The sequence below is a fragment of the Candidatus Didemnitutus sp. genome (assembly GCA_019634575.1).
Taxonomy (GTDB): Bacteria; Verrucomicrobiota; Verrucomicrobiia; order Opitutales; family Opitutaceae; genus Didemnitutus.
On record JAHCAY010000002.1, the window covers coordinates 276,386 to 298,915 of the forward strand.

Annotated in this window: 24 protein-coding genes; 14 read left to right on the forward strand and 10 right to left on the reverse strand. The window is 64.3% G+C overall.

Annotated features, from left to right (window positions below):
* Nucleotides 1-59 precede the first annotated feature (59 nt).
* Nucleotides 60-842 (forward strand): site-specific DNA-methyltransferase, encoded by a 783-nt coding sequence (locus tag KF715_16220; protein ID MBX3738241.1) that lies wholly within the window; start codon nucleotides 60-62, stop codon nucleotides 840-842.
* Nucleotides 820-2,550, forward strand: coding sequence for a DGQHR domain-containing protein (locus tag KF715_16225; protein ID MBX3738242.1), 1,731 nt, complete (start codon nucleotides 820-822; stop codon nucleotides 2,548-2,550). The genes KF715_16220 and KF715_16225 overlap by 23 nt, the downstream gene beginning before the upstream one ends.
* A 64-nt stretch (nucleotides 2,551-2,614) precedes the next feature.
* Here the strand turns inward: KF715_16225 and KF715_16230 are convergent, their stop codons facing one another.
* The 4 genes from KF715_16230 to KF715_16245 form a co-directional block, all read right to left on the reverse strand.
* Nucleotides 2,615-2,803, reverse strand: coding sequence for a DUF1508 domain-containing protein (locus KF715_16230; GenBank protein MBX3738243.1), 189 nt, complete (start codon nucleotides 2,801-2,803; stop codon nucleotides 2,615-2,617).
* Nucleotides 2,804-2,825: 22 nt separating this feature from the next.
* On the reverse strand, nucleotides 2,826-3,215 hold the full coding sequence (locus tag KF715_16235) for a hypothetical protein (protein ID MBX3738244.1): 390 nt from the start codon (nucleotides 3,213-3,215) through the stop codon (nucleotides 2,826-2,828).
* Nucleotides 3,216-3,793: 578 nt separating this feature from the next.
* A complete protein-coding gene (locus KF715_16240) occupies nucleotides 3,794-4,189 on the reverse strand; it encodes a nuclear transport factor 2 family protein (protein ID MBX3738245.1) in 396 nt (131 codons plus the stop codon).
* 45 nt (nucleotides 4,190-4,234) lie between these two features.
* Nucleotides 4,235-4,876 (reverse strand): dihydrofolate reductase, encoded by a 642-nt coding sequence (locus tag KF715_16245; protein ID MBX3738246.1) that lies wholly within the window; start codon nucleotides 4,874-4,876, stop codon nucleotides 4,235-4,237.
* Nucleotides 4,877-5,065: 189 nt separating this feature from the next.
* Between KF715_16245 and rsmH the strand changes: the two genes are divergently transcribed.
* From rsmH to KF715_16265, 4 genes are all read left to right on the forward strand, one after another.
* Nucleotides 5,066-6,169 carry a 16S rRNA (cytosine(1402)-N(4))-methyltransferase RsmH gene (gene rsmH, locus KF715_16250; GenBank protein MBX3738247.1) on the forward strand — a complete coding sequence of 368 codons (1,104 nt, stop codon included), beginning with the start codon at nucleotides 5,066-5,068 and terminating at the stop codon, nucleotides 6,167-6,169.
* Nucleotides 6,170-6,402: 233 nt separating this feature from the next.
* The gene (locus tag KF715_16255) at nucleotides 6,403-6,855 is read left to right on the forward strand and encodes a DUF2975 domain-containing protein (protein MBX3738248.1); all 453 of its coding nucleotides are present in this window, start codon (nucleotides 6,403-6,405) and stop codon (nucleotides 6,853-6,855) included.
* 255 nt (nucleotides 6,856-7,110) lie between these two features.
* Nucleotides 7,111-8,532 (forward strand): hypothetical protein, encoded by a 1,422-nt coding sequence (locus KF715_16260; GenBank protein ID MBX3738249.1) that lies wholly within the window; start codon nucleotides 7,111-7,113, stop codon nucleotides 8,530-8,532.
* Between the two features lie 162 nt (nucleotides 8,533-8,694).
* The gene (locus KF715_16265; protein ID MBX3738250.1) at nucleotides 8,695-9,411 is read left to right on the forward strand and encodes a YkgJ family cysteine cluster protein; all 717 of its coding nucleotides are present in this window, start codon (nucleotides 8,695-8,697) and stop codon (nucleotides 9,409-9,411) included.
* 101 nt (nucleotides 9,412-9,512) lie between these two features.
* On the opposite strand, the gene KF715_16270 is transcribed toward KF715_16265, so the two are convergent.
* Nucleotides 9,513-9,935, reverse strand: a complete 423-nt coding sequence (locus KF715_16270; protein ID MBX3738251.1) for a hypothetical protein — start codon at nucleotides 9,933-9,935, stop codon at nucleotides 9,513-9,515.
* 441 nt (nucleotides 9,936-10,376) lie between these two features.
* Here KF715_16270 and KF715_16275 point away from each other — a divergent pair, with 441 nt between their 5' ends.
* Complete coding sequence (locus KF715_16275; protein MBX3738252.1) at nucleotides 10,377-11,507, forward strand: hypothetical protein; 1,131 nt, start codon at nucleotides 10,377-10,379, stop codon at nucleotides 11,505-11,507.
* Nucleotides 11,508-11,591: 84 nt separating this feature from the next.
* On the opposite strand, the gene KF715_16280 is transcribed toward KF715_16275, so the two are convergent.
* Entirely contained in the window at nucleotides 11,592-13,481 is a 1,890-nt protein-coding gene (locus KF715_16280) for a hypothetical protein (protein ID MBX3738253.1), read from the reverse strand.
* A gap of 201 nt (nucleotides 13,482-13,682) precedes the next feature.
* Between KF715_16280 and KF715_16285 the strand changes: the two genes are divergently transcribed.
* Nucleotides 13,683-14,264, forward strand: coding sequence for a dihydrofolate reductase family protein (locus tag KF715_16285; GenBank protein ID MBX3738254.1), 582 nt, complete (start codon nucleotides 13,683-13,685; stop codon nucleotides 14,262-14,264).
* Nucleotides 14,265-14,388: 124 nt separating this feature from the next.
* On the opposite strand, the gene KF715_16290 is transcribed toward KF715_16285, so the two are convergent.
* Together KF715_16290 and KF715_16295 are read right to left on the reverse strand one after the other, a co-directional pair.
* A complete protein-coding gene (locus tag KF715_16290) occupies nucleotides 14,389-14,736 on the reverse strand; it encodes a hypothetical protein (GenBank protein ID MBX3738255.1) in 348 nt (115 codons plus the stop codon).
* Nucleotides 14,737-14,831: 95 nt separating this feature from the next.
* Nucleotides 14,832-15,662 carry a hypothetical protein gene (locus KF715_16295; GenBank protein MBX3738256.1) on the reverse strand — a complete coding sequence of 277 codons (831 nt, stop codon included), beginning with the start codon at nucleotides 15,660-15,662 and terminating at the stop codon, nucleotides 14,832-14,834.
* 217 nt (nucleotides 15,663-15,879) lie between these two features.
* Here KF715_16295 and KF715_16300 point away from each other — a divergent pair, with 217 nt between their 5' ends.
* Nucleotides 15,880-16,392, forward strand: a complete 513-nt coding sequence (locus KF715_16300; GenBank protein MBX3738257.1) for a hypothetical protein — start codon at nucleotides 15,880-15,882, stop codon at nucleotides 16,390-16,392.
* 39 nt (nucleotides 16,393-16,431) lie between these two features.
* On the opposite strand, the gene KF715_16305 is transcribed toward KF715_16300, so the two are convergent.
* Nucleotides 16,432-18,246, reverse strand: coding sequence for a right-handed parallel beta-helix repeat-containing protein (locus KF715_16305; protein MBX3738258.1), 1,815 nt, complete (start codon nucleotides 18,244-18,246; stop codon nucleotides 16,432-16,434).
* A gap of 118 nt (nucleotides 18,247-18,364) precedes the next feature.
* Between KF715_16305 and KF715_16310 the strand changes: the two genes are divergently transcribed.
* The 5 genes from KF715_16310 to KF715_16330 all read left to right on the forward strand — a co-directional run bounded on the left by KF715_16310 (nucleotide 18,365) and on the right by KF715_16330 (nucleotide 21,126).
* A complete protein-coding gene (locus tag KF715_16310; GenBank protein MBX3738259.1) occupies nucleotides 18,365-19,078 on the forward strand; it encodes a hypothetical protein in 714 nt (237 codons plus the stop codon).
* A gap of 58 nt (nucleotides 19,079-19,136) precedes the next feature.
* Entirely contained in the window at nucleotides 19,137-19,682 is a 546-nt protein-coding gene (locus KF715_16315; protein ID MBX3738260.1) for an HD domain-containing protein, read from the forward strand.
* A 13-nt stretch (nucleotides 19,683-19,695) separates the two neighbouring features.
* A complete protein-coding gene (locus KF715_16320; GenBank protein MBX3738261.1) occupies nucleotides 19,696-20,127 on the forward strand; it encodes a biopolymer transporter ExbD in 432 nt (143 codons plus the stop codon).
* 282 nt (nucleotides 20,128-20,409) lie between these two features.
* A complete protein-coding gene (locus tag KF715_16325) occupies nucleotides 20,410-20,700 on the forward strand; it encodes a hypothetical protein (protein ID MBX3738262.1) in 291 nt (96 codons plus the stop codon).
* Nucleotides 20,701-20,718: 18 nt separating this feature from the next.
* Nucleotides 20,719-21,126, forward strand: a complete 408-nt coding sequence (locus tag KF715_16330; protein MBX3738263.1) for a hypothetical protein — start codon at nucleotides 20,719-20,721, stop codon at nucleotides 21,124-21,126.
* Here KF715_16330 and KF715_16335 read toward each other — a convergent pair.
* Nucleotides 21,123-22,526, reverse strand: a complete 1,404-nt coding sequence (locus KF715_16335) for a peptide MFS transporter (GenBank protein ID MBX3738264.1) — start codon at nucleotides 22,524-22,526, stop codon at nucleotides 21,123-21,125. The two genes, KF715_16330 and KF715_16335, sit on opposite strands and share 4 nt — an antisense overlap.
* Between the last annotated feature and the right edge of the window lie 4 nt (nucleotides 22,527-22,530).

Consider the following 22,530-nt stretch of genomic DNA (forward strand, 5'->3'; position numbering starts at 1 on the left):
TACTTCACTCGCTACCCGACGGGTCTGTCGACCTCGTCGTTACATCGCCCCCCTATTGCATGGGCAAGGTGTATGAGAAGACGCGGGATCTCGCGGATTTCCTTAAGCAACACAGAAAGCTCTTCCCGGAGATCGTGCGCGTTGTCAAAGAAGGAGGCAGCATATGTTGGCAAGTGGGAAACCATGTCGACGAGAACGAAGTCGCACCGCTCGATTACTACGTTTTCCGAATCGCCCAAGAACATCCTGAGCTAAAGCTCAGAAACCGTATTGTATGGACCTTCGGCCATGGATTGCATTGCCGACAACGCTTTAGCGGACGGCACGAGACTATCCTTTGGTTCACTAAAGGAGACAAATACCATTTCGATTTGGACCCGGTCCGGGTGAAGCAAAAATATCCAGGCAAGCTCGGATACAAAGGGAAAAACAAAGGGAAACCGACCAGCAATCCACTCGGCAAGAATCCTTCCGACGTTTGGGACATTCCGAACGTCAAGGGGCAACACCCAGAGAAGACGAAACATCCTTGCCAATTTCCGATCGCACTTGCGCAGCGCCTTGTTCTAGCGCTGACAAACAAAAACTCCGTTGTTCTAGATCCGTTCGTCGGATCCGGAAGTGCAGGCATTGCTGCCCTCGTTGAGGGTCGAAAGTTCGTCGGCGCGGAACTTAAGCAATCATATCACAAGCTTGCGTCCAAGCGATTGCTAGACGCGTTGAACGGCAGCATACGCTTTAGATCCCACAATCGACCAATTCACGTTCCAGGGCCAAACGAGAAAGTCGCACAGGATCCCTTCGTTATCCCGTTCCCCAATGGCCAAGAAAAAGCGTCGTAAGAAACAAGTTTTAACCCCCGAGCAGAAACTTGCCCGCCGCATTCAGAGAAAGTTCTCTGCCGACATAATTGCCACATTCGAACGTGCGGGTTTTGTCCGCGTGCGATCTCGTGACGTCCAAGTGGAAATCGACGGACGAAAAGGCGAGTTCGATCAAATTTTCGTTCTGGGCGGGATAATCGTGCTCCTCGAAGAAACATGCACCCGCGATACTGAATCCATCAAAAACCATCTAAACAACAAAGCCAACTTTCATGCCGCTTTCCGCACGCGAAACAAAGAGCTTGTTCAACTACTGGATGCCAAAATCCCCGGATTTAAAGCTGCGCGGGACGGAAAGCGCGATGCCGATGATTGCAGGGTAATTTATGTTTATTGCTCTCGATACCCATTTGAGAAATTCGAGAGACCAGAGTATCAGCATATCCATTTTCTCTCCTACGAATATTTAAGATACTTTAGGCAGCTAACCAAAACGATCGGGGCGTCCGCAAAATATGAGATATTTAAGTTTCTGGGCCTAACAACTAAGGATGTGCGTGGAAAACCTGGCAAAGATTTGGCTGAATATCGAGGCTTTGTCCTGCCAGAACGCCCCAGTGGATTTCCGTCGAACCATAAACTCGTCACGTTCTACGTGGATCCTGCAACGTTGATTGAGATATGCTACGCGTTACGCAGAGATAGTTGGCAAGACGCAGACGCCCTCTACCAACGAATGCTTATCCGGTCTAAAATCAGGCAGATGCGGAAATTTTTGGTCTCTAAGGGTCATGTCTACGTAAACAACGTTATCGTCTCCCTTCCACTGAGCACTGGCTTCGTAGACGGCGAGGGTAAGGCGGTAAACCCAGACGGTCTAGCAGAAGCAACAGACGTGACCGTAAGAATTCCGCGGGAATTCAATTCTGTCGGTCTCATCGACGGTCAACATAGAGTATTCTCATATCATGAAGGAAACGATGAATTCGAACCGAAGATCGCCAAACTGAGGGATAAGCAGCAACTGCTTGTCACTGGAATAATTTTCCCTGGGTCGCTCAAAGCCGATCAGCGTCTCATACGGGAGGCAGATCTATTTTTGGAAATTAATGATCGGCAAAGTCGAACAAAGTCCGAACTTAAGCAGTCCATCGAAACTATAGTCGCTCCTTACAGCGATATCGCGATTGCTCGCAGTGTGATATCGGAGTTGGCCAAAGTGGGACCGCTCACTGGCCATCTAAAGGACCACTATTTTGACGAAGGACTGATCAAGACATCTTCCATCGTCAGTTACGCGCTTCGTTATCTGGTTACACTCAAAGGCCTAGACGGCCATAGACCGCTGAGCGAGTATTGGTCTGCCCCTAAGATCGCGCTTTTAAGGGACACCAAAGATGCAACCCTTGAACTCCGAACGGAATACGTCAAATGGTGCGCGAGTCAGATCAACCAATTCTTGTCGGCATTCCGTGCGGTGGTCCCAAAAAGCATGTGGACGACCGAACGAAAAGTATCTCGAGCGTTATCTGTTACGATGATTAATGGACTAATTTTCTGCTTGCGGGACGTTCTTACCGATAAAGGTCCGGGGGACTTCGAGAGCTATCATAAAGCATTCTCTAAGCTAACGCTGAAATATGGGCCTAAAGAATTCAGCTACAAATCCAGTCACTACAGAGCCTTAGGGCAGCACATATACCAGCAGTGTTTTAAGAACGGTTAAAGCACTTGATCGAGGCGTTTGATTGGGTTCGTCGTCGAAGACGCGGGTTCGTGAAGTTCGACCGCTACTCCGAATACACCGGCGCGGCGCCGGAGTGTTTCACGAGGGCGATCGAATGCTCACAGTCGGCCTTCGCGCCGTAGCTTTCGCTGCTGCGGGCGATCGGCTCGTAGTTCGACGCGTAGTAGATCCAATACCACTTTCCTCCCGCGTCCTTCTTCATCACGTAGCAGGGGTATTTCTTGTCGGACATGGTTCACCTGTGGGTTGGGGGTTCAGCTGGCCGGCTTGGCGGCTTCCTCGGGCGTTTCCTTGGCCGCGCGGCCACCGGAGGCGCTCACGGTGAAACCGTAATCGCCCAGCCGCCGCATCTCGTCGGCGTGCACACCGCTCAGGACATCCCGCGACGCCCGCAGGAACGTCACGATCGTCTCCAGCGCCGCGTCGCGCGTCTGCGTGGCCGCTTCCGCCTGCGCCTGCAGGCGTTTCGATTCCCGGTGTGCCGTCTCCGCCGCCGCGATGGCCGGCGTCACCTTGTCCCATTTCAACTGGGCGAGCGGTGAAGCCGTGCCGAGCTCGGTGTGCTTCGCCGCGATCATCTTCGCGAGGTTGATCCGGTCCTCCGCCCCATTGGGCAGATCGACGCGGACTCGATTGCTACTCATACTGACTCCTCTCACTTGGATTGACAGGAGCCTATGGGGCCCGCGCTCCTGTGCGCCATGGGCCCTTGCGCGCGCGTATATTACGCTAGATCGCGCCACGTCGCAATCGGGTCTATTCCCCGGATCGCCCGCAGCACGCTGAATATCTTGGAAATGACCGCCGACGACGAAAGACCAACTATTGTAAATGATGAACTCACTCCACGAAGTCGCGACGTGGTTTATTCATTTACATATCCGGCTTCCGCGTTTCGTTGACTGGGTTTTTCATCCGCGAGACCGAGTTTCTCGACTCCGCGGCCCTCCACCACGCCTCCACGACCCGCGTTTCGCGCCGCCAAGGTGTCTCCCCTATTTCCACGGGCAACCCCCGTCACTTCGCGAAGCGCTCCCGCATCCCGCAACCTCATCCCACGAGCAACCACAGCGGCCCCGCAAGCGCGCTCCGCCTCCTCTGTGTCCTCCGCAGCCTCTGTGTTTAACCTTCCGACCTTTCGGTCCTTCTCAACACAGAGGGCACAGAGCACACAGAGGCAATCCCGAGCGCCTATTCGCGCACTTGAACCGGCCCACCATGCTCACCCCTTCATGCCGGCCCACTTCCGCGCGTCCGCGCGCTCCGTGAACGAGCGAAACTCCACCATCTTGCCGCCGCGAAACGCGAAACCGTCCGCGATGCGCCCCTCCACCCATTGACCGGAGTCCTTCAGGCGCACGCGGACGTGGACATAGGCGACCACCTTGTCCCCGTGCTCCCGCAACTCCTCCGGCTCGCACGCGCCCTCGGCCCACGTCCCGCGCCCCTTGGCGACATGCGCCTCCACCTCCGCCAGACCACGATAGGTGCCGCCATTCGGCGTCCCCTCGAACTCGACGCGCACGATCTCGGGAGCGAAATGCTCCATCACGCCCGGCACGTCGCCGCGATTGAGGGCCGCATAAAACTGTCGCACGGTTTCTTGCAGGGTGTTCATGGCGTGGAATTCATGACGAAGCCTCGACGAGTTCGCGTTTTCCACTCACCGCGTCAGGACGACATGCGTAGCCGCGGGAGTCGTCACGTGCTGGGTGACCTGGTAACCGAGCTGCACGAGATCGAGGCCGGCAAAAAGGCTTTCGCCGCCGCCGAGCACGACGGGCGCGATCGCGACGTGCAGTTCGTCGATCAAACCGGCCTGGAGGTATTGCCGCACGGTCGCGACGCCGCCGCCGACCCGCACGTCCTTCCCGCCCGCGGCTTCCCTCGCGCGCGCCAAGGCGTCGTGGATGCCTCCCGTGACAAAATGAAACGTCGTGCCGCCCGCCATCGCGAGCGGCGGACGCGCGTGGTGCGTCAGGATGAAAACCGGGACGTGATACGGCGGGTTGTCGCCCCACCAGCCTCTCCATTGATCATCCGTCCACGCGCCGCGTGACGGCGCAAACATGTTCCGCCCCAGAATCCACGCGCCGATCCCGGCGAATCCCCGCTCCGCGAAATCATTGTCCACGCCGGCGGTGCCGTCGGCGTGGCCGATCATCGTCTGGAACACGCGCGTCGGAAAGAACCACCGGTGTAACCCCTCGCCGCCGGCTCCGAGCGGGTGCTCGAGACTCTGATTCGGCCCCGCGCCGAAGCCGTCGATCGACACGCTGAAGCAATGCGCACGTAGTTTGGACATGAGGATATCGTTGGGGGTTTACGGCGGGAGTCGCGGCAACAAGCGCCGTCGTTCTCCTCTCTAACGAACGAAGGAACGCGCCCCGGACAAGCGCCGGGATGTCCATCGCGACTGTTTTTATCCCGCGCGCCCCGCGATTGCCTTGCCCGCGACGCCCGCCCAGCCTTCCGCCGCGCGTTTCACTTCTTCATGTCCGACGTCCCGCCCCCCTCTCCCGCCGCTCCCGACTCGTCGGCCCCCACGCCGCACCGCCGCCGGCCGCGTTACTCGGGAAAAAATCCCCGCCGCTTCGAGGACAAATACAAGGAGCACAACCCGGCGCGCTACGCCGCCGACGTGGCCAAGGTCCTCGCTTCCGGCAAGACGCCCGCCGGCATGCACCGACCGATCATGGTGTCCGAAATCCTCTCCGTGCTCGCGCTCCAGCCCGGCGAGATCGCGGTCGACTGCACGCTCGGCTACGGCGGACACACCCAGGAAATGATGGCCCGTCTCGCGCCGCCCGCCGCCGCGACACGCGGGCGATTGATCGGCCTCGACGTCGATCCCATCGAGCAACCAAAGACCATCGCCCGTCTCCGCGCCGCCGGCTGGGGCGAAGACGTCTTCACGCCCGTCCGCAGCAACTTCGCGGGCCTGTCCAAAGTCCTCGCGCAACTCGGCCTCTCCGGCGTCGACGCGATCCTCGCCGACCTCGGCGTCTCCTCGATGCAGATCGACGACCCGTCGCGCGGTTTCACCTTCAAGGCCGACGGCCCGCTCGATCTCCGCCTCAACCCGCAACGCGCCCCGAGCGCCGCCGAATGGCTCGCGCGCGTCTCCGCCGCCGATCTCACCGACGCGCTGGCCGAATACGCCGACGAACCCCACGCAACGCTCCTCGCGCGCGAGCTCACGACCCGCCGCGCGCTGACGCCGTTCACCCGAACGCAGCAACTCGCCGACGCGCTCCGCGAAATCCTCGCCGCCCACCACCTCGCGCGCGACCCGGACCTCATCACCAGCTGCGTCCGCCGCGTTTTCCAGGCGCTCCGCATCGCCGTGAACGACGAATTCAGCGCGCTCGACAACCTGCTCCGCCATCTGCCCGCCGCGCTCAACCCCGGCGGCCGCGTGGCGATCCTCACCTTCCATTCGGGCGAAGATCGTCGCGTGAAACATGCCTTCCGCGACGGCGTGCGCCACGGCATCTACTCCGCCACGAACGAAGACGTCATGCGCGCCAGCCCCGAGGAGCAGCGCGCCAACCCCCGCAGCAGCTCCGCCAAACTCCGCTGGGCCATCCGCGCCTGACACGGTCTCACGAGTGATCGAACCTTCAGTTGTGTGTTTACTTTGGGCACTCTGTGCCCTCCGTGGCCTCTGTGTTTAATCTTTCGATCCCCGATCCTTTTTAACACAGAGGACGCAGAGGGCACAGAGACTCTCGAAACGAGATTGATGCCTGTTTTCACCTGAAACACATCGCCGCTTCACGCGGAGTTCACCAGGCTGCGCCACCATCGGCTCCCATGAAAGCACCCGGCATGAACCGCCACCTCGCCCTGCTCGCCCAAGTCTTCGTCGTGCTCTGGGGCCTCGTCACTCTGGTTTTCCTGCTGGGCGAACCCCACCTCGAAGGACGCAACGCGCACGCCACGACATTCCAGATCTATTTCCACGACCCGTTCCTCGCCTACGTTTACGCCGGTTCGCTCCCGTTTTTCGTGGTGCTCCATCGCGCCTTCGGCCTCTTCGGTGAAGTCAGACGCACGGGCGCCTTCTCGTCCGCGACCGTCGACTCCCTGCGTGTCGTTCACCGCTGCGCGCTGATCCTCCTCGGTTTCGTGGCGGGCGGACTGGTGATCGTTCTCCTCTTCGGCGACCGCGAGGACCGGCCCGCCGGCGTCTTCATGGGCGCACTCGTCGCCTTCACCGCCGGCTCGAGCGCCGCGGCGGCAACTTGGTTCAGCCGACGGCTGCAGCGCGCGCTGGCTTAAACGGACCGGAGCGCGCTTCGGGCGGAGGCGTGAGCCGCGGGACTGCATCGAACTCGGCCCGGCGCTCGCCGCTCCGCCGCGGCTGCACGCGCACATTTGCCAGTCTCGACTGCTTTGTCCCTTGCCATCGCGAGGCGAGCCGATGTCTTTCCGCCGCGGAGCATTTCGCCAAGCGGTCACGCCCTCCACGTGCCGGCGCTCCCGGTCACCACACTTGGCAAGTTTTCACGGGCCACCCACGTCACGAGGATCGCCATGTCCCTGCCCGCCCCGCTCGACACCTATCAACAGGTGTTCGCCCTGTCCATGCTCTCGAACCGCGCCAGCGCCTTCACCGGCCCGGCTGCGGCGCTCCAGCAACAGCTCCAATACGAGCTCTCCAGCTATCTTTCCGGCACCAATCTGAAGACCGTCTCCAACGGCGGCTTCGTGCCCGACACCGATCCGCTGCCCGGCCTGTTGCCCGGCATCCCAACCTACCTCGGCGACTGGACGCTCGAGTGGGGCCCGGTTGTTTTCTCGCACACGCGCAAGGACGGGAAACCCACCGGCGTCGCCGACAACGCTGTCTTCGTCGCCAGCTGCCCCGCCGTCACCTTCCCCGGCTGCCCCAACACCAATCAAAGCAACCAGCCGACCGGCACGCTCACCACCTACGTCGTCGCCATCGCCGCGACGAATCCGACCTCGATCTACGACTGGACCGTGGAGGATTTCGATGTCAGCTCGTCCGTGCCGTGGAACGGCTGGACGCCCGGCAATCTCACGCCCGCATCCAAACCGGTCGGCCTGACCACGCCGGTGATCTCGATGGGCACGGCCATCGGCGTCAGCACCGTTCTCAGTCTCACGCCGCCCGCCGCCGCGCCCGGCAGCGGCCAGACATTGCCGCAATTTCTCTCCCAACTGAAACCCGGGCCCAACTCCGCCATCGTTTTCACCGGCCACAGCCTCGCGGGCGCACTCTCGCCCACGACGGCGTTCCAACTGCAACGCAGCGGCGCGCTCTCCGGCTTCGCGTATAATCTCGTTTATCCCACCGCCGGCGCCACGCCGGGCAATCTGCCCTTCGTGTCCGCATTCAACACCGCCTTTCCCAGCCCGCCCAAGGATCCCGCCACCGGCGCCACGTGGCAAATACCCGCCGGCGCGCCCTACCAATGCTGGAATACTCTCCTCTGGAATCGCTACGACGTCGTGCCGCACGCGTGGTATGCGTTTTTCGGCGGTTCGCCCAAGCTCTCGGAGATTCCCACACTCTACGGCAGCCCCGCGCTCTCGAGCGTGAGCGATCTCGCGACCGGCGCGGCGGCGAACTCCGCTTTCTCGACCGCGATCTACGCCCACACCCGCAACGCCCCGCTGCCCGGCACGCTCCAGCCCGGCGTCATGCTCGGCTCGAGCTACGTGTCGACGCCCACGCCGCCGACGGCGTTCGAGCAATTCCTCGCACAACTCTACGTGCAGCACATCGGCATGTATTCCGGCATCCCGGCGAATCCGCCGCAGATCCCGAACGCCACGCCCGGCGTGATTCTGCCCTCGCCGGTGCCACACCCATCGCCCGCGCTGCCCCGTTTGCCCGGCGTCTCCACCCTCGAGCTCGACCTCGAAGCCTTCGCCCAACGCATCCTGACGCAGATCGAAGACTGGCTGAAGAAACACCACCTGCCGTGACCTTCCGACGGCGCCGCCGCGACTGAGCGCGTGGCGCCGTCTTCTTTTCGCGCCGCGTGGTTCATCGGGCGACCCTCGTGCATACTGTCGACGAATGGATGAGACGCTCCGCGGCATTGGTATCGCTTTTCCGCGGGAGCCTGAGACACCTCAAGGCAACCCATGCCCGCCCGCACGCCCGTTGACCAACGTTTCGAGCTTTTCGACCACGCCATCGCGCAGATGGGGAAACGCCTCGAACGCGTGCGCCATCCGGAGCAGATGATGGAAGCCCTCGGCTGGGGCATGGCTGAACTCGATCGCACCTACGCCGAGACCCGCCGCAGCGTGCTGGCCAAGGTCGCGTGCCACTCGGGCTGCGACGCCTGCTGCCACGTGCCCGTCGACGTGCAGGCGCACGAGGTCTTCTTCGCCGCGAATCACATCCAGCTCCATTTCTCCGCCACGGAACTCACCGAGCTCCTCGAACGTCTCGCCACGCACCGCGCCAACATCGCCGCGCTCGCCCCCGGCGACCGCGATCTCATCCGCCAGCCGTGCGCGCTGCTGCGCGACGGCGCGTGCTCGATCTACGCCGGACGCCCGCAGGCTTGCCGCACACACCACACCAGCGACGCCGCGCTGTGCGCCGCCTACAACGACGAATCGGGCGTCGAGATCGAGAAAGCCTACATCCCCGCCCTGCGTGCCCGCATGTTCGCCGTCATGCTCGGCGTCGACGAAGCGCTCGAGTCCGCCGGCTACGACGAGCGCTGCTACGACTACGGCACCGCGTTGCACGAGGCGCTCACCAACAGCCTTTGCCTCGTCAACTGGATGCGGCGCCACAACGCCTTCCCCGACTCCTGCCTCGCGTATCCCGACGAGCCGGGCAAGTGACCGGGCGTCGGCGCATCGACAACGCATGAAAGGTGGTCGCCGCCGTCCCGGCGGCGACACGGCACCGGCGGGGAAGACGACGCCCACCCCGTCAACGCACCTCACGCCGTGCCACGATTCGAGTCCTCCGGTCGCGGCGCATCGGCCGGCAGCGCGACGCCGGCCTTTTCCAGTTCGCGCCGCAGTGCAGGCAGGTAGCGATGCGGCAACTCCTCGAGCTCAAATGTGAACTCCACCTCCATGCCCTCGTCCTCGAGGAAGAGCAGGATTTCGTCGAGCTCGTCGATATCCTCATCGAGAAAATGCTCGTCGATCACCGACTGGTTGCCGCGATGCGCCACCAGCGTGGGCCAGAAGCGGTCTGCGTCCGGCTCAGCGCCGTGCAGCGTCACCGGACCGTGCAGCCCGGCGCGCTCGATGCGCGCCGCGTAGTCGCTCAAGCGCGTGAACGCGAAGGCGAGATTCGCGAGCCGCGCCTGCCGGAGCAGGGCTTCGCGTTGTTGGAGGAGGTGGGAAAGGTTCATGGTGTTTGGATGCGGCTGCGCCGCGGTTGAAGGTTTACGGTGGTTGTCCATCGCACGGTCGAAACCAGTCACGCTCGCGCCCAACGCCGCGGTCGGCGTGCCACTGGGCCCATCGCTGTCCCGTCCTGTCGTTGCCTGACCTGCTATCTCGTAGAAGTCGCTAACGCAGAAACCTGAAACTCGTTGCCTGACTCAAATCACAGTCTCGACCGTGCATCTGACCCGACATCGAACACCCTTCTGATTCGTCACATTTTCGCGTTCCGCAAGTGAAATCCCTCCGGACACGCCCGGCCGCGCGCCACCCAGTCCGCCATCGTCTTCGCCGTGAACATCTCTCGTCGCAGTCCTGTCGTCGCAACCGGGATCGCCTACGCATATCTACTTAGGCGCGCAGCGGGAACTTGAGCGTCGCGCGGCCGCCGCCTTCATGCTGCGGCCATGTTTCGCCCTACTTGTTTCTTCGCAGCTCTTCTTGGACTTGCCGGATCCGCGCTGGCGCAGACTACGCCGGCGATTCAATCGCTCACCGCGCTGGGCACGCTCGGCGGCCCCACATCCCGCGCCTACGCGGTGAACGATGCCGGTCAGATCACAGGCTACTCGGTCGACGCAAGCAATCACCAGCACGCCTTCATCTACTCGGGCGGCGTGATGACCGATATCAACCCGGTGGCGGCAACCGGCACTTCCTACGGCAATTCCATCAACAATTCCGGCACGGTGGTCGGCTACGCCCAGGTTGGTGCCACGGTCACACCTTTCTCCTATTCGGGAGGCACCGCGACCGATCTCACCTCCGTGCTCGGCTCGCCCGCCTATCCTCGCGGCATCAATGACGGCGGCATGATCGCCGGCGGCCTCAGCGCCGCCGGATTCACCTTCGCCGGCGGTTCGGTCACGACTCTGCCCGCGGGCTCCACCGCCTTGGCCATCAACAACGCCGGCGTCGCCGTCGGCTCGATTGCCAACAACAACTTCACCGCCGTGCATGCCGCCTCCTTCGTCAACGGCGTCGCGACCGACCTCGGTTTGCTTTCCGGAAAAACCAACTCGCTTGCCACCGCCGTCAACAGCTCCGGGGCGATCGTCGGCTACAGCTACACCAACGCCTTCGACGACGTCGCATTTCTCTACCAAAATGCCACCTTGATGAGCCTCGGCACGTTGGGCGGCTCGCATGCGAAGGCACAGGGCATCAACGACGCCGGCGACGTCGTCGGCTTCGGTTCACCGCCAGCGGGAGGCACCGATCACGCCTTTCTCTATCGCGACGGCACGATGTATGACCTCAACACCCTCGCCGCGAGCTTCCTCGTCGCTGGCCCGGTGGGAGCCGACACCGTCGGTTGGACCTCGCTGAACTACGCCTACGATATCAACAACAGCGGCCTGATCGTCGGTTGGGGCAACTACGCCGTCGGAAACTGGACGGTCTACAGTCGCGCTTTCGCGCTTCAACTGGCCAACGCTTCGCCGGTGCCGGAACCGGCCCAAGCCTCCCTGTTCCTCGGTCTCGTCATTCTCGGCCTCGCACGCGGCAGCCGGCGCCGCCGCACGGCACATCGCTGAACCCCGTGCCGCCGGTGCGCTGCACTGCGCGCGCACACCGCGAGTATGCACCAGCCGATGCCGGCGGCGTGGCCGCTGCGCAGCTCAGCGATGCTCCTCGTAGTCGATCTCGATCTTCGCCGCGAACGCCTTCTGCTTCGCCGCACCGTTGAAGCGCACGCTGTGCGTGAGTTCGTCGTAGACGAAGCCGTTCTGCGGATCGGCCGGCACCGGCTCGCCGTCGACGCGCACGCGCAGCGTCTTCCGCGCGAGCGTGGCGCCGGGCTCCACCGGATCGAGCGCCACCGCGACGGTGTCGGCGATGCGATCGCCGAGCGCGGCGAGCGGCGCGGAGAAATCGCCGTCGATGTTCAGCACCGTGCCGCCGGTGAGCTCCGCGGCGCGCCGGTGCGAGAGATTGTTGGCGGACACGACCGCATGCATCTCGATTTTGCCGCGCTGGTTGCCCTTCACGATGATGAAGGGACGCACGACCCAGTAATTGATGTAGCCGTCGAGTGTCTGCCGCTGGTCGGGATGCTTGGTGTTGAACGCCGAGATCAGCTCGGGAAGTTTGCCGTTCTCGACCCACTCCGCCTTGCGCGTGCCGTCGCGCTGCGGCTGCCACGTCGCCATGCGCGTCTCCTCCTCGTCCATGAAATAGACCACGATCGTCGTCGCTTCCGGGCGCAGCAACGCGTGCCGGCCGGCCTGGGAGTCGGCGACGAAGTTATACACCGCGGTGAAGGCGGTGCGGTTGTCGTCGCCGTTCGTGCCGACCTTCACCAGCTCGGCAAAGACGGCGTCCGGCGTCGACGGCGTCACCCACGGTTGCGGCAAGGCGGGCAGCGTCACGAGCTGGCCGTTGCTAGCGACGTCCTTCGGCGCGCGCTTGGGTTGCCCCTTGCGATCGAGCACCGGCTTGCCCGCCGCGTCGAACTGCAACGAGTCGACGCGCTTGGCCTTGCGCTCCCCCTCGTTGACGAAATCCGTCGTTAGCACGCCGATGCGGTAATCGAGCTTCTTCTCGTCGAACAGCTGGCGGAAGCGGCGCAGGTTTTCCGCAATGCGCTGCTGGTGCGGCGCCATCGAGCGCGAGTTGTTGATCACGAAAATCAAGTCGACCTCGCGGCTCTTGGTGCGGTCGGCGAGCTTGTGTTTCAGCGTGCGGATCGGCTCGACCGTGACGATCACGGAGTTCTCCACGCCGAGCTCAGGATTGTTTTCGTCGGTCGTGTAATAGTTGAAACGATCCTCGCCGACGAAGCCGGGATTCGGCGCGTAGCTCAATTCGCCCGAATGCGCGTCGAGTTTCGCGACGCCGTGCTGCGCAGGGAGCTTGGCGTCGAGGGCGTAGACGACCTTGGCGTTCGCGATGGCGGCGCGGTCGGCCTCGCGCATGAAATCCTGGTGATTGGGAATTTTCTGCGTCACCGGCGTGTTCGGTCGGGTGGTGAGCGCAACGGCGGCGGCCGTCAGGGTGCGCTCGCGCGAGCCCTTGACCGTGAATTGTTCGAGCACCACGGGCGGCGCCGGCCGCACCTGGATGACCACGCGATTCTCGTAGACGAGCCCGGAGGTCGTGTTGCGCACGGTGTAAGTGAACGCGTCCTCGCCGGTGAAATCCTCCTTCGCCTCGTAGGCGAAATAGCCGAAGCGCGACGTCTTGTTGGCGAAGAGATCAGTGTCGTCGCCCTCGCCGGCCAGGCCCACGCGCCCGAACCGCGGCTCGCCCGTGATCGTGTAGATCAGGTCGGCCGACGTGTCCGCGGTGAGGATTTCCGGCGCGACCACCAAGCGACCGGACAAGCGCCGCCCTTCGACCTCGAGCGTCGTCGGGCGCGGCGCGACGATCTTCTCCGCCCCGCCCGACATCGCGAACGCCGCCGCCGTGCCGGTCGCATCGGACTGCCCCGCGCCGTGCACGCACAGCATCGCCGCGAGGAAAAGGAAAACCATCCGCGCCCAAGCGGGCATCTTCATCGTGCAGGTCATCGTAGGGAAATCGCTATCTGCGTTAGTCTCAGACCGCCAGAACTAGTTCCGCCATCGGTCGAACTCCGCCCGCTATTATTCGGAACCTTCCTCACGCCCAACGCGTCAACCGGCGCGCCGCCAATCGGACGACCTGAAGGGAAAAACACAGGACGCACAGGACTCCTGACACGACGCTGTCAGCGGCCCATGCGATAACCGGTGATGCGCATCGCCCAGACCCTCTTCTACGGAGCCGCCAGTCTCGACGGCTTCCTCGCCACGGCCGACGACAACATCGATTGGCTGCTACAGTTCGGCAACGAGGCGTCGAGCTACGCCGCATTCATCGCGGAAGTCGGCGCGCTCGCCATGGGCGCCTCGACCTACGAATGGCTGTTGCGCCAGCATGTGCGCCCCAACACGCCCGCCGCGCAGCCATGGCCCTACGCGCAACCGACCTGGGTCTTCACGCATCGCTCGCTTCCCACCGTGCCGGGCGCCGACGTGCGTTTCGCGTGCGGCGACGTCGCTCCCGTTCACGCCGCAATGCGCGCCGCCGCCGGCGACCGGAACATCTGGATCGTCGGAGGCGGCGAACTGCTCGGGCAATTCCACGACGCCGGCCTGCTCGACGAGTTGATCGTCCAAATCACCCCCATCACGCTCGGCGCCGGCAAGCCGCTGCTCCCGCGCGCGATTCACACGCCGCCGCTGCGCCTGCTCTCCGCCGAGCGGGTCGGCGACGCCTTCGTCGAGTTGCGCTACGCCGTGCCGCACGGTCCCACGGACTCACGTCGTTGAGAGAACGGGAGCCATGATCGCCGCCCTCATCATCCTCGCCGCGCTGGTCTGTCTCGTCGCCCTCGACGGCGGCAGCGAGTAGTCCGGCAGCGCGGCCACGACCGACCCGCCGGAGCCGCCGGCCTCACTCCACCGTCGCCCCGATCGCGATCGTCTCCTCGCGGTGCTCCTCGGCGTGCTCTTCCTCGACCTCGCGGAAGCGCTCGGCATTGAAACCGAGCTCGGCGCGGTTGCCGTTGAACGGATCGAGCGGATTCACGAGTTCGTGCAACAGGATGCGCACGGTGACGCTCTCCTCCGACGCGCCGTTGGGGACGATCTTGCCGTCCTTCACGATCGCCAGCTTCTCTCGGCCGAGCGACACCTCGCGCACGGTGTAGGTCGCGCCCTTCACGGGCAGCGCCATATAGAATTCCTTGATCGCCGCCGGGAAGACGTCGTCCACGCACACTACTTTTGCACCGACTTTCATCGCTTCCACGGGACACACCCGTGCAGGAAAGGCAACCTTCCGAATTTCCGCCGCACGCCAGGCGATCGAGGTCGCCAGTCCGCTCCGCTTCGGCGCTAGGCCCGTTTGCAGTCCGGCCCGCCCACGAGCTTCGCCTGGCAATCGGGGCAAATGCCGTGCGTGAACGTCGCGTCGGTGTGCGTCGATACGTAGCTCTCCAGCGCGCTCCAATAACCTTCGTCCGAGCGCACCTTGCGGCACCATGCGCAGAGTGGCAGCAAGCCCTTGAGCGTCTTCACACTGTTCAACGCCTCCTCCAGTCGCCGGTTCGCCTCGCGCAATTCCGTCTCCTTCCGACGGCGTTCCGCCACTTCCGCTTCCGCCTCGGCGAGCGACGCCCGGATTTGCCGTGTCGCCGCGAGCGTCAAGCCACCCACACAGGCGAAAAACGCCGAGGCGGTGATCCACTGGGTGAACGTCACCCGGTAGTCCGGTGCGGGCAGCCAGCCACGATTCTCCATCCCAATCAATCCGGCCACCGCGAGCGAACCCGCCGCGACCGAGACGACCATGGCGCGCGCGCCGAACACCAAGCCCGTGCACAGCACGATGATCAGATAGAATCCCAGCGCAGGCGCCCGGATGGTGCCGAGCATCGCCAACCCAAACGTCGTCGTGACGAACGACCCGCCCAGCCAGAGCATCGCTCCGAGCTCCAGTCGGTCCCGTTTCACCAACGCATAGGGAATCGTGCCCAGCGCGATCGTCACGAACATCGCGTAGCTGACCGAACGGGATGCGTGCCCACCGAGAAGATTGCCGCCCGTCGCCACCAATAGCCACACCGTGCTGAACCAATAGCAGATGATAAACAGGCGCGCGCGCGCCTCGCGATTTCGGTCCGCGGACGACGCGGGCTCCGTCCACAGATCGCGCAGCCATTTCATCGTGGGACGCGCAAGCTTGCGCCGCTGGACGCCGCGATGTCCGACGGGGAGTGGTCCGGTCCCCGACCTTCACTGGGAAAAGTCACGAGCGGAGAGGTAATACGGCAGGATACTCCGGAAGTTCCTCGCCGGCTGCGCAGGGCTTGTCCTTTCCCCACGCATTCGATCGCGCACCATCGCCCTTCTCTCCTGCACGAAAAACCGCTACGCCTTGGCCATGATCCGCCTGCTCCTGCTCGCGCTGTGCTCCCTTTGTTTGGCCGGCTGCGGCGACCACGACCTCGCCAGTTCGACCATCCACGCCGCTTCCGAGGAGGAGATGGCGAGCGGCCGCGCCGATCTTGCCCGGCGCTTCGGCCCCGAAGCGCTCGCCGCCTACGATGTCGCCATCCAGGAGCTCCAGCTCGCCGGCATGGACCGCGGCGTGGCCGCGGCCGCCGATCGCGCCGCCGCCATGCGCGAAATCGTGGACGGCAAAACGGTCCGTGCCGTCGAGATCCTCGGCTGGCAGGCGCGTCGCACCCGCTTGCAGGGCGAGATCAAGGAATTCGCCGCCCTGCTCGAGCACGACCTCGCACTGCGCGAGAAAACCGCCGCCACCGGCACCTCGCAGACCGTGATTCATCGCATCGAGAACGAGCAGGATATCCTCGCCAAACTCCGCCGCCTGCTCGGGGAAGCCGAGCAGCGACTCCACGGCTGGCAGAGTGGAGCGAACCCGACGCCCTGAACGAAGCCGGCGCGGGAGGCCGCCGGAAAGGCTCCGCCTTCAGCGCGGCGGCAGCGCGCCCGCGAAACGCGGTTCGCCGGCACTCCACCCGAGCACAGCCCGCGCTTCCTCCGGCAACGCCGCCGCGCCACGCAGCGGAAACTCCGCGCGCACGTCGAAGCGCTTCAATTCCGGGCTCGTGAAAAGCGGGCCGTGATAATCGCTCAGCGCCCGGCCGTTTGCCTCGAAGGTCGGCTGCAATTTCCTGAGCTCCGCGAGCGCGAAGACATCGACCGCCTCGTTCTTCGGCGGGACGGGCGCCCAGGAAATCAGCGGCTGCGGCGACGCGGCGGCACGGCGCACGTAGAGGTTGCCGTCGAGCGCAGACAGCTGCGAATCGCCCAGGCGGTCGCGCACTTTCTCGCTCTGCGTCACGGACAGCAGCGGACCGTGAAACGTCGCGTCCGCCGCGAGCAGATTGTTGAGCAACACGTGCCCGTGCCGCTCCGTGACGTCGGGCCCCGCGCTCGGATGCCAGCCAAAGTGGTCGCCGACGGCGCTGCGCTCCGTGCGCTCGATCTTCACCCCGCTGTTCCAGAGTGTGTTCTGGTAGATGCGCACGTTCGAGCTGTTGAGCACGTGGATGCCCCGGTCGCAGTCGACGAAGACGTTGCCGGCGCAGATCGCACCCTTCGATATCTCGAAGAAGAAACCGTCGTTCGTGCGCTCGACCCAATTGTTCACGAACACGCCGTCGACGTTGCCGACGTCCCACCAGACGCCGCTGGCGTTGGGGTTGTCGATGATCAGGTTGTCGCGCACCACCGCGCGGTAGCTCTGGTTGAAGATCTTGATCGCCGAGGCGAAGTAGCCGGTGATTTTCTCCGCGCTGTTGGTGCGCGTCACGATCGTCTTCTCAATGCGGATGTCGCCGGAGTTGACGACGTAGATGCCTTCCGTGCCGCAGTCGGCGATGAGGCAGTTGCGGAACGTGATGCCGTCACCGTGAAAATAGCCCGCAACGCGCGAGCAGAACGAGATCGTGACGTTTTCGAACACCGACCCGACCACCTCCTTGCCGAACTCGTCCGGGTTCATCTTCCGCCCCGGCTCGACGCCCTCGATCTCGAGCGCGCGGTAGGCGTATTGCGTGAAGGTCAGCCCGCGGATCGTCGCGCCGCGGCGGTCGTTCGCCTTGCCGTGCGCCGCGCCCATTGTGCGGACGAGAGCGCTGTCGTGCGCGGTGATCTCGACCGTCTTGCTCGCCGGATCGGTGCCGACGTAGACCCACGCATTCTCGTAATCGACGAAGAACGTCCCGGGCGCGAGCTCGTCGGGTTTTCCGACCGAGGCCAACAGTTCGCCGTCGACGAAGACCATGTCGTTGTTGAAGCGGTGCAGCGGCGTCAGCTTTTCATGGCGCTCGCGCCGCCACCAATCGGCCGGCGCGGCGGGAAACAATTTCGTCCACTTCGTGCGCCAGCGCCCGTCGGCAACCTTCCCCCAGTCGACCGCGATCTCCGTGCCTTTCAAAATCGGCCGCTCCTCCGCGAAAGGCTGCAAGATGATGCCTTGGCTGAGCAGCAGCCCGCCCGTGCGATACGTGCCTCCGCGCAACACCACCGTGTCCCCGGTCACCGCCCGCGCGATCGCGGCGGCGAGCGTCGTGGGTTCCTCCAACGTCGCGCCGTCCGCTTCGACGCGTCCGTCCGCTGCGACGTAGAACACGCGCCCCTGCGCCGGCACCGCATAGTGCACCTGCTGCGGACCGTAAGGACCGCCCGACGGCTGCGCCCACGCCCAGTTGGCGAAAGAGGCCAGGAATAAGGTCGCCAGCAACACGACACGTCGGAACGGCACGCCAGACAGCTTCATGGGGTAAGGGGGTGGCTCAAGGACATCGGGAGCGCGCGCCAAAACCAGTGCCGCGCTGCTCGAACACTAGCACAACCCCGCCATTGACCACACCGCAAGTCACGGCTCCATGGCACCGATGCGGTCGCTCCGCCCACTTTTCTCCCTCCTCGCGGGATTGCTCACCACGGTGACCTGGGCGGCCTCATCGACACCGGAGCTCGCCGAGCGCGCCGCCGTCGCACAACTCCTCGTCTTCGGCCGTTTGCCCGCGCCCGAATCCCCATCGCACTCCGACGCGACATTGGTGGAGCAAGTCGAATTGCTCCGCGCCCAGTTGCCGCGCGACGCCGCGGCCCGCACACGCGCCGCGCACGCCGCATGGCTCGACGCCTTCGGCCGCTCGCCCACGGACGCCGAACTGCGCGCCGAGTCCGCGCTTCCCCTCACCTATACCGAACGCCTGCAACGCCACGTCGCCCGCTTGGCCGCGCAACCGGCCGAGTTCCGCGACGTTCTCCAGCGCGCCTACCAACTCGTCGTCCATCGCGACGCCTACGCGGAGGAGGTCGACTACTGGCATCCGCACGGCGCGCTGAGCTTCGTCGCCCTCGTCGCCTGTCTCGAGGACTGGGCGCGGCGCAACCAGCCCGGCCTGATGATCACCGCCGGCACGCCCACGGTGCCGTTGCGCAGCCGCGCCGTTTGCCTCGTTCCCCTCTCGCCGGCCATCGCCGCCGAAGCACGCCCGTTGGTCGGCTCGCTTGACGTCCACTCCCGGGTCCTCGCCGTCGGAGCCCGCTCGCTCCGCACACCCGGCAACATGCACCTCGCGCTCGTCGGCCGCGACTGAGCGCACGGCGGAGAAATCCGATCTGGCTTCGACGCGCGCGCTCACGCACGTTTCCGCCATGCCGCTCCCGACGCGCGACGCCGCCACCGTCCTGCTCCACCAGCATGTGCAGGACGCCTACCAACGCACGCACGCCGTCATGGTGGCCACCGCGCTCGAAGGCTACGCCGCGCACCTGAACGAGCCCGTCAACCTGTGGTTCGTCACCGGCCTCCTGCACGATCTCGATTTCGAGGAGCATCCCGCCGCGCACCCCGGCCCGTCCCTGCAATGGTTCAAGGAGTGGGACTACCCGCTCGACCTGCTCCACGCCGTCGAGGCGCACGCCTACGGCTACAACGCCTTCCAGACCCTGCCGCAAACGAAGCTCGCCGCCGCCCTGCTCGCCACGGACGAACTGTGCGGACTCTTCTACGCCTACCGGAAGATGAACCCGGTGCCCTACGCGGACATGAAACCGTCCTCGATCCGCAAGAAATTCAAGGAGCCAGCCTTCGCGGCGAAGATCGACCGCAGTGTAATCGAACTCGGCGTGCAGCACCTCGGCCTCCCGCTCGAAGAACACATCGCCAACGTCGGCCGCTTCCTCGCACCGCTGAAGTGAACGCCACATTGCCATGCGTTTCGTTCGTTCCTCATTGATCGGCCGCCCATCGCGTCGCCAGCTGTTCGCGGCGCCGTTCACGAACATTCTCTTCGTCCTTCTCGGACTCGTCGCGCTCATCATCATCGCCACCCCGCTGCGTCAGTTTTGGGACCACGACATCGCCGGGGGAGACTGGTGGGGACAGCATTCTGAATCGACGGCCGTCGTCATCACCGCGATGGAAAACGACGGCTACTACTGGGACGCCGCCGGACCTTTTGCCATCGACTCCTTCGATCAACGCCTCGCGAACTGGATGAAAGACACGCCCGACCCCGCCGTAATCATCGCAGCCGATGAAACGGCCCGGATGGGCGCAGCGATCCGCCTGCTCGACGTCGTGCGCCGTCACGGCATAGCTCGCGTCACGGTGGAAACGCGGACTCGCTCCACACCGCAGTGACGCCCGGCGTCACGCGAGCGCGCGGCATTTCGGAGATCGGCTGCCGCGATTCGCGCCCGATCTAAACCGGACTATTTTCAGTGCTATTCTGTCCGCGCGCCGCTCTTCGACGCGACCGCGTTCATCCAATCCGGTGCGTGGAAAGCGCTCCGCGCAACGCCGTCCTTCGCCTTGCGCGCCCCGCAGGCGGTGAAAAACCGAATTCCGCTCCGCGACCGGACGCTCGAACTGGAGTCCGCGCTTCTCCACGACGACGACGACCGACGCACCGTCGTCCGGGCCTTGCGCCAGATCATCGCGGACGACGGCGGCGGAAAAATCCGTGCGCTGCGCGCCGACGAGATGACGCGCTGGTGGACGTTTATCGCCTTCGACATCGCCGAACCCGTATTCGTGCTCGAAACGGCCAACGGTCGCCACCGCTTCATTCTTTCCTGCGCGCATGGAAAAGTGGCGCTGTCGACGAGCTCAACGGACTGCCCGAGATTTGAATCGCACGGCTGGCGCTCACCTCCGCTGGCGAACGAACGATTCGAATGCGCCGCGAAACGGCGATTGCACCGGCTCCGCTGACTCGCGTAGTAAACGGACATGGCCATCGCATACCGCATCTTGCCTGCCCAGCGACTGGTTCACACTTGGACCGACGGCGCGCTGACGGATGCCGACCTCGCGGCGCATCGCGCGCAATTGCTCGCCGACCCGAACTTCCGGCCCGAGTTCGATCAACTCGTGGAATGCCTCGGTGCCCAACCCAGCTCGATTTCGCAGCGCGGCGTTTCCACGAGCGTGACCGAGACGGTCTTCTCGCCGAAATCCCGGCGCGCCTTCGTCGCCGTGAAAGACATTTCGTTCGGTGTGGCGCGGATGTTCGCCCTCATGCAACCGCCCGGGACGCAAGTGGAAGTCTTCCGCGCAGTCGAACCCGCGCTCCGGTGGCTCGGACAGTCCCCGGACGCGGTGACGCCCGTGTCCGCCGCGCGCGGCGAGGAACGCTAACGCTGGCCGCCGCGCGGATCGAGCAGCCGCCCCGCGGCGCGTGCCGCGACGAGCATCACGGCACACGCGCCGCCGACGAGCGCGGCGTGTAGGAACCAGAATTGCGGGCCACTCATCTTTTCGAGCAGGCCACCCAGCCAGCCCACGAGGCTGTTGCAGGCGAAGAGGTGCAGGTAATACACGCCCATGATCGTGCCCGAAATGCGCTTCGGCGCGGCGCGCGCATACATCGCCAGCCCCACGGGAAACACGTTTGCGAAGCCGATGCTGTTGAGCACCTCGAAGCCGAGCACCCAGCCGATGCTCGCCTTCTGGCCGCCCGCCGCAGCCAGCGCGGCGCCGGCGAGACACAGCGCACCGCACGCGCTGATGCCGAGACCGAGCGTGATCTTCACCACCTCGCTCGGTTCCGCAAAGCGCTTCGCCCACCACCGCCAGAAGCCCACGGCGCCCACGAGCGACGACACGCTCACGATCGCATCGAGCGTCACGAGCCACGTCGTCGGCATCGTCTTGCCGAAGAAGACGAGGCTCACGTGCTCGGGCACCCAGACGAGGTAGGAGTTGAAAATCTGCTGGTTCGCCACCGCACCGGCCGCGAGCACGGGCAACAGCGCGATCAGCACCGCCGTCACGATCCATTCGTCGCGGGTCAACGACGGCCGCTCGGTTTCGCGCGCGACCTTGCGTGCGCCGCGCTCCTCGGCCGGTAGCCATTTGCGCCCGGCCAGGTAAATGACGAGCCCGATCACCATGCCGACGCCGGCCGCACCGAAGCCGTAGTGCCAGCCCCAGACTTCGCCCAGCGTGCCGGTCACGAGCGGCGCGACGATCACCGCGCCGTTGATGAACAGATAGTAGATTTGATAGGCGTCCGCGCGGCGCAGGTCCTCGGGTTTATACAGCGCGCCGACCTGGCTCGCGAGGTTGCCCTTGAAGCATCCGACGCCGACGAGGAGGCACAGCAGCGCGAGCAGGAAAGTGTAATCGAACGCCATCAGGAAATGCCCCGTCGCCATCAGCAGCGCGCCGATCGTCACCGTGCGTGTGCGGCCGAGCCAGCGGTCCGCGATGAAGCCGCCGACGATCGGCGTGAGGTAGACGAGCCCCGCATAGAGTCCGAAGATCGCCGAGGCCGTCGCCACCACGCTCATCGCGCTGCCGCCGCCGTAAGTGTTCTCCAGCCAGACACGGAACTTGGCAAAACCACCCACACCCTCCACGCGACCGGGCAACAGGAGCTGCTTGGTCATGTAGAGCACCAACAGCGTCTGCATGCCGTAGTAGGAGAAACGCTCCCACGCCTCCGCGAATGCGATGTAGCCGAGGCCGCGCGGATGGCCGAGGAACGCGCGATCGTCCTCACGACCGCTAACCGGGGTAACAGGAGACGTGGTCAAGTCC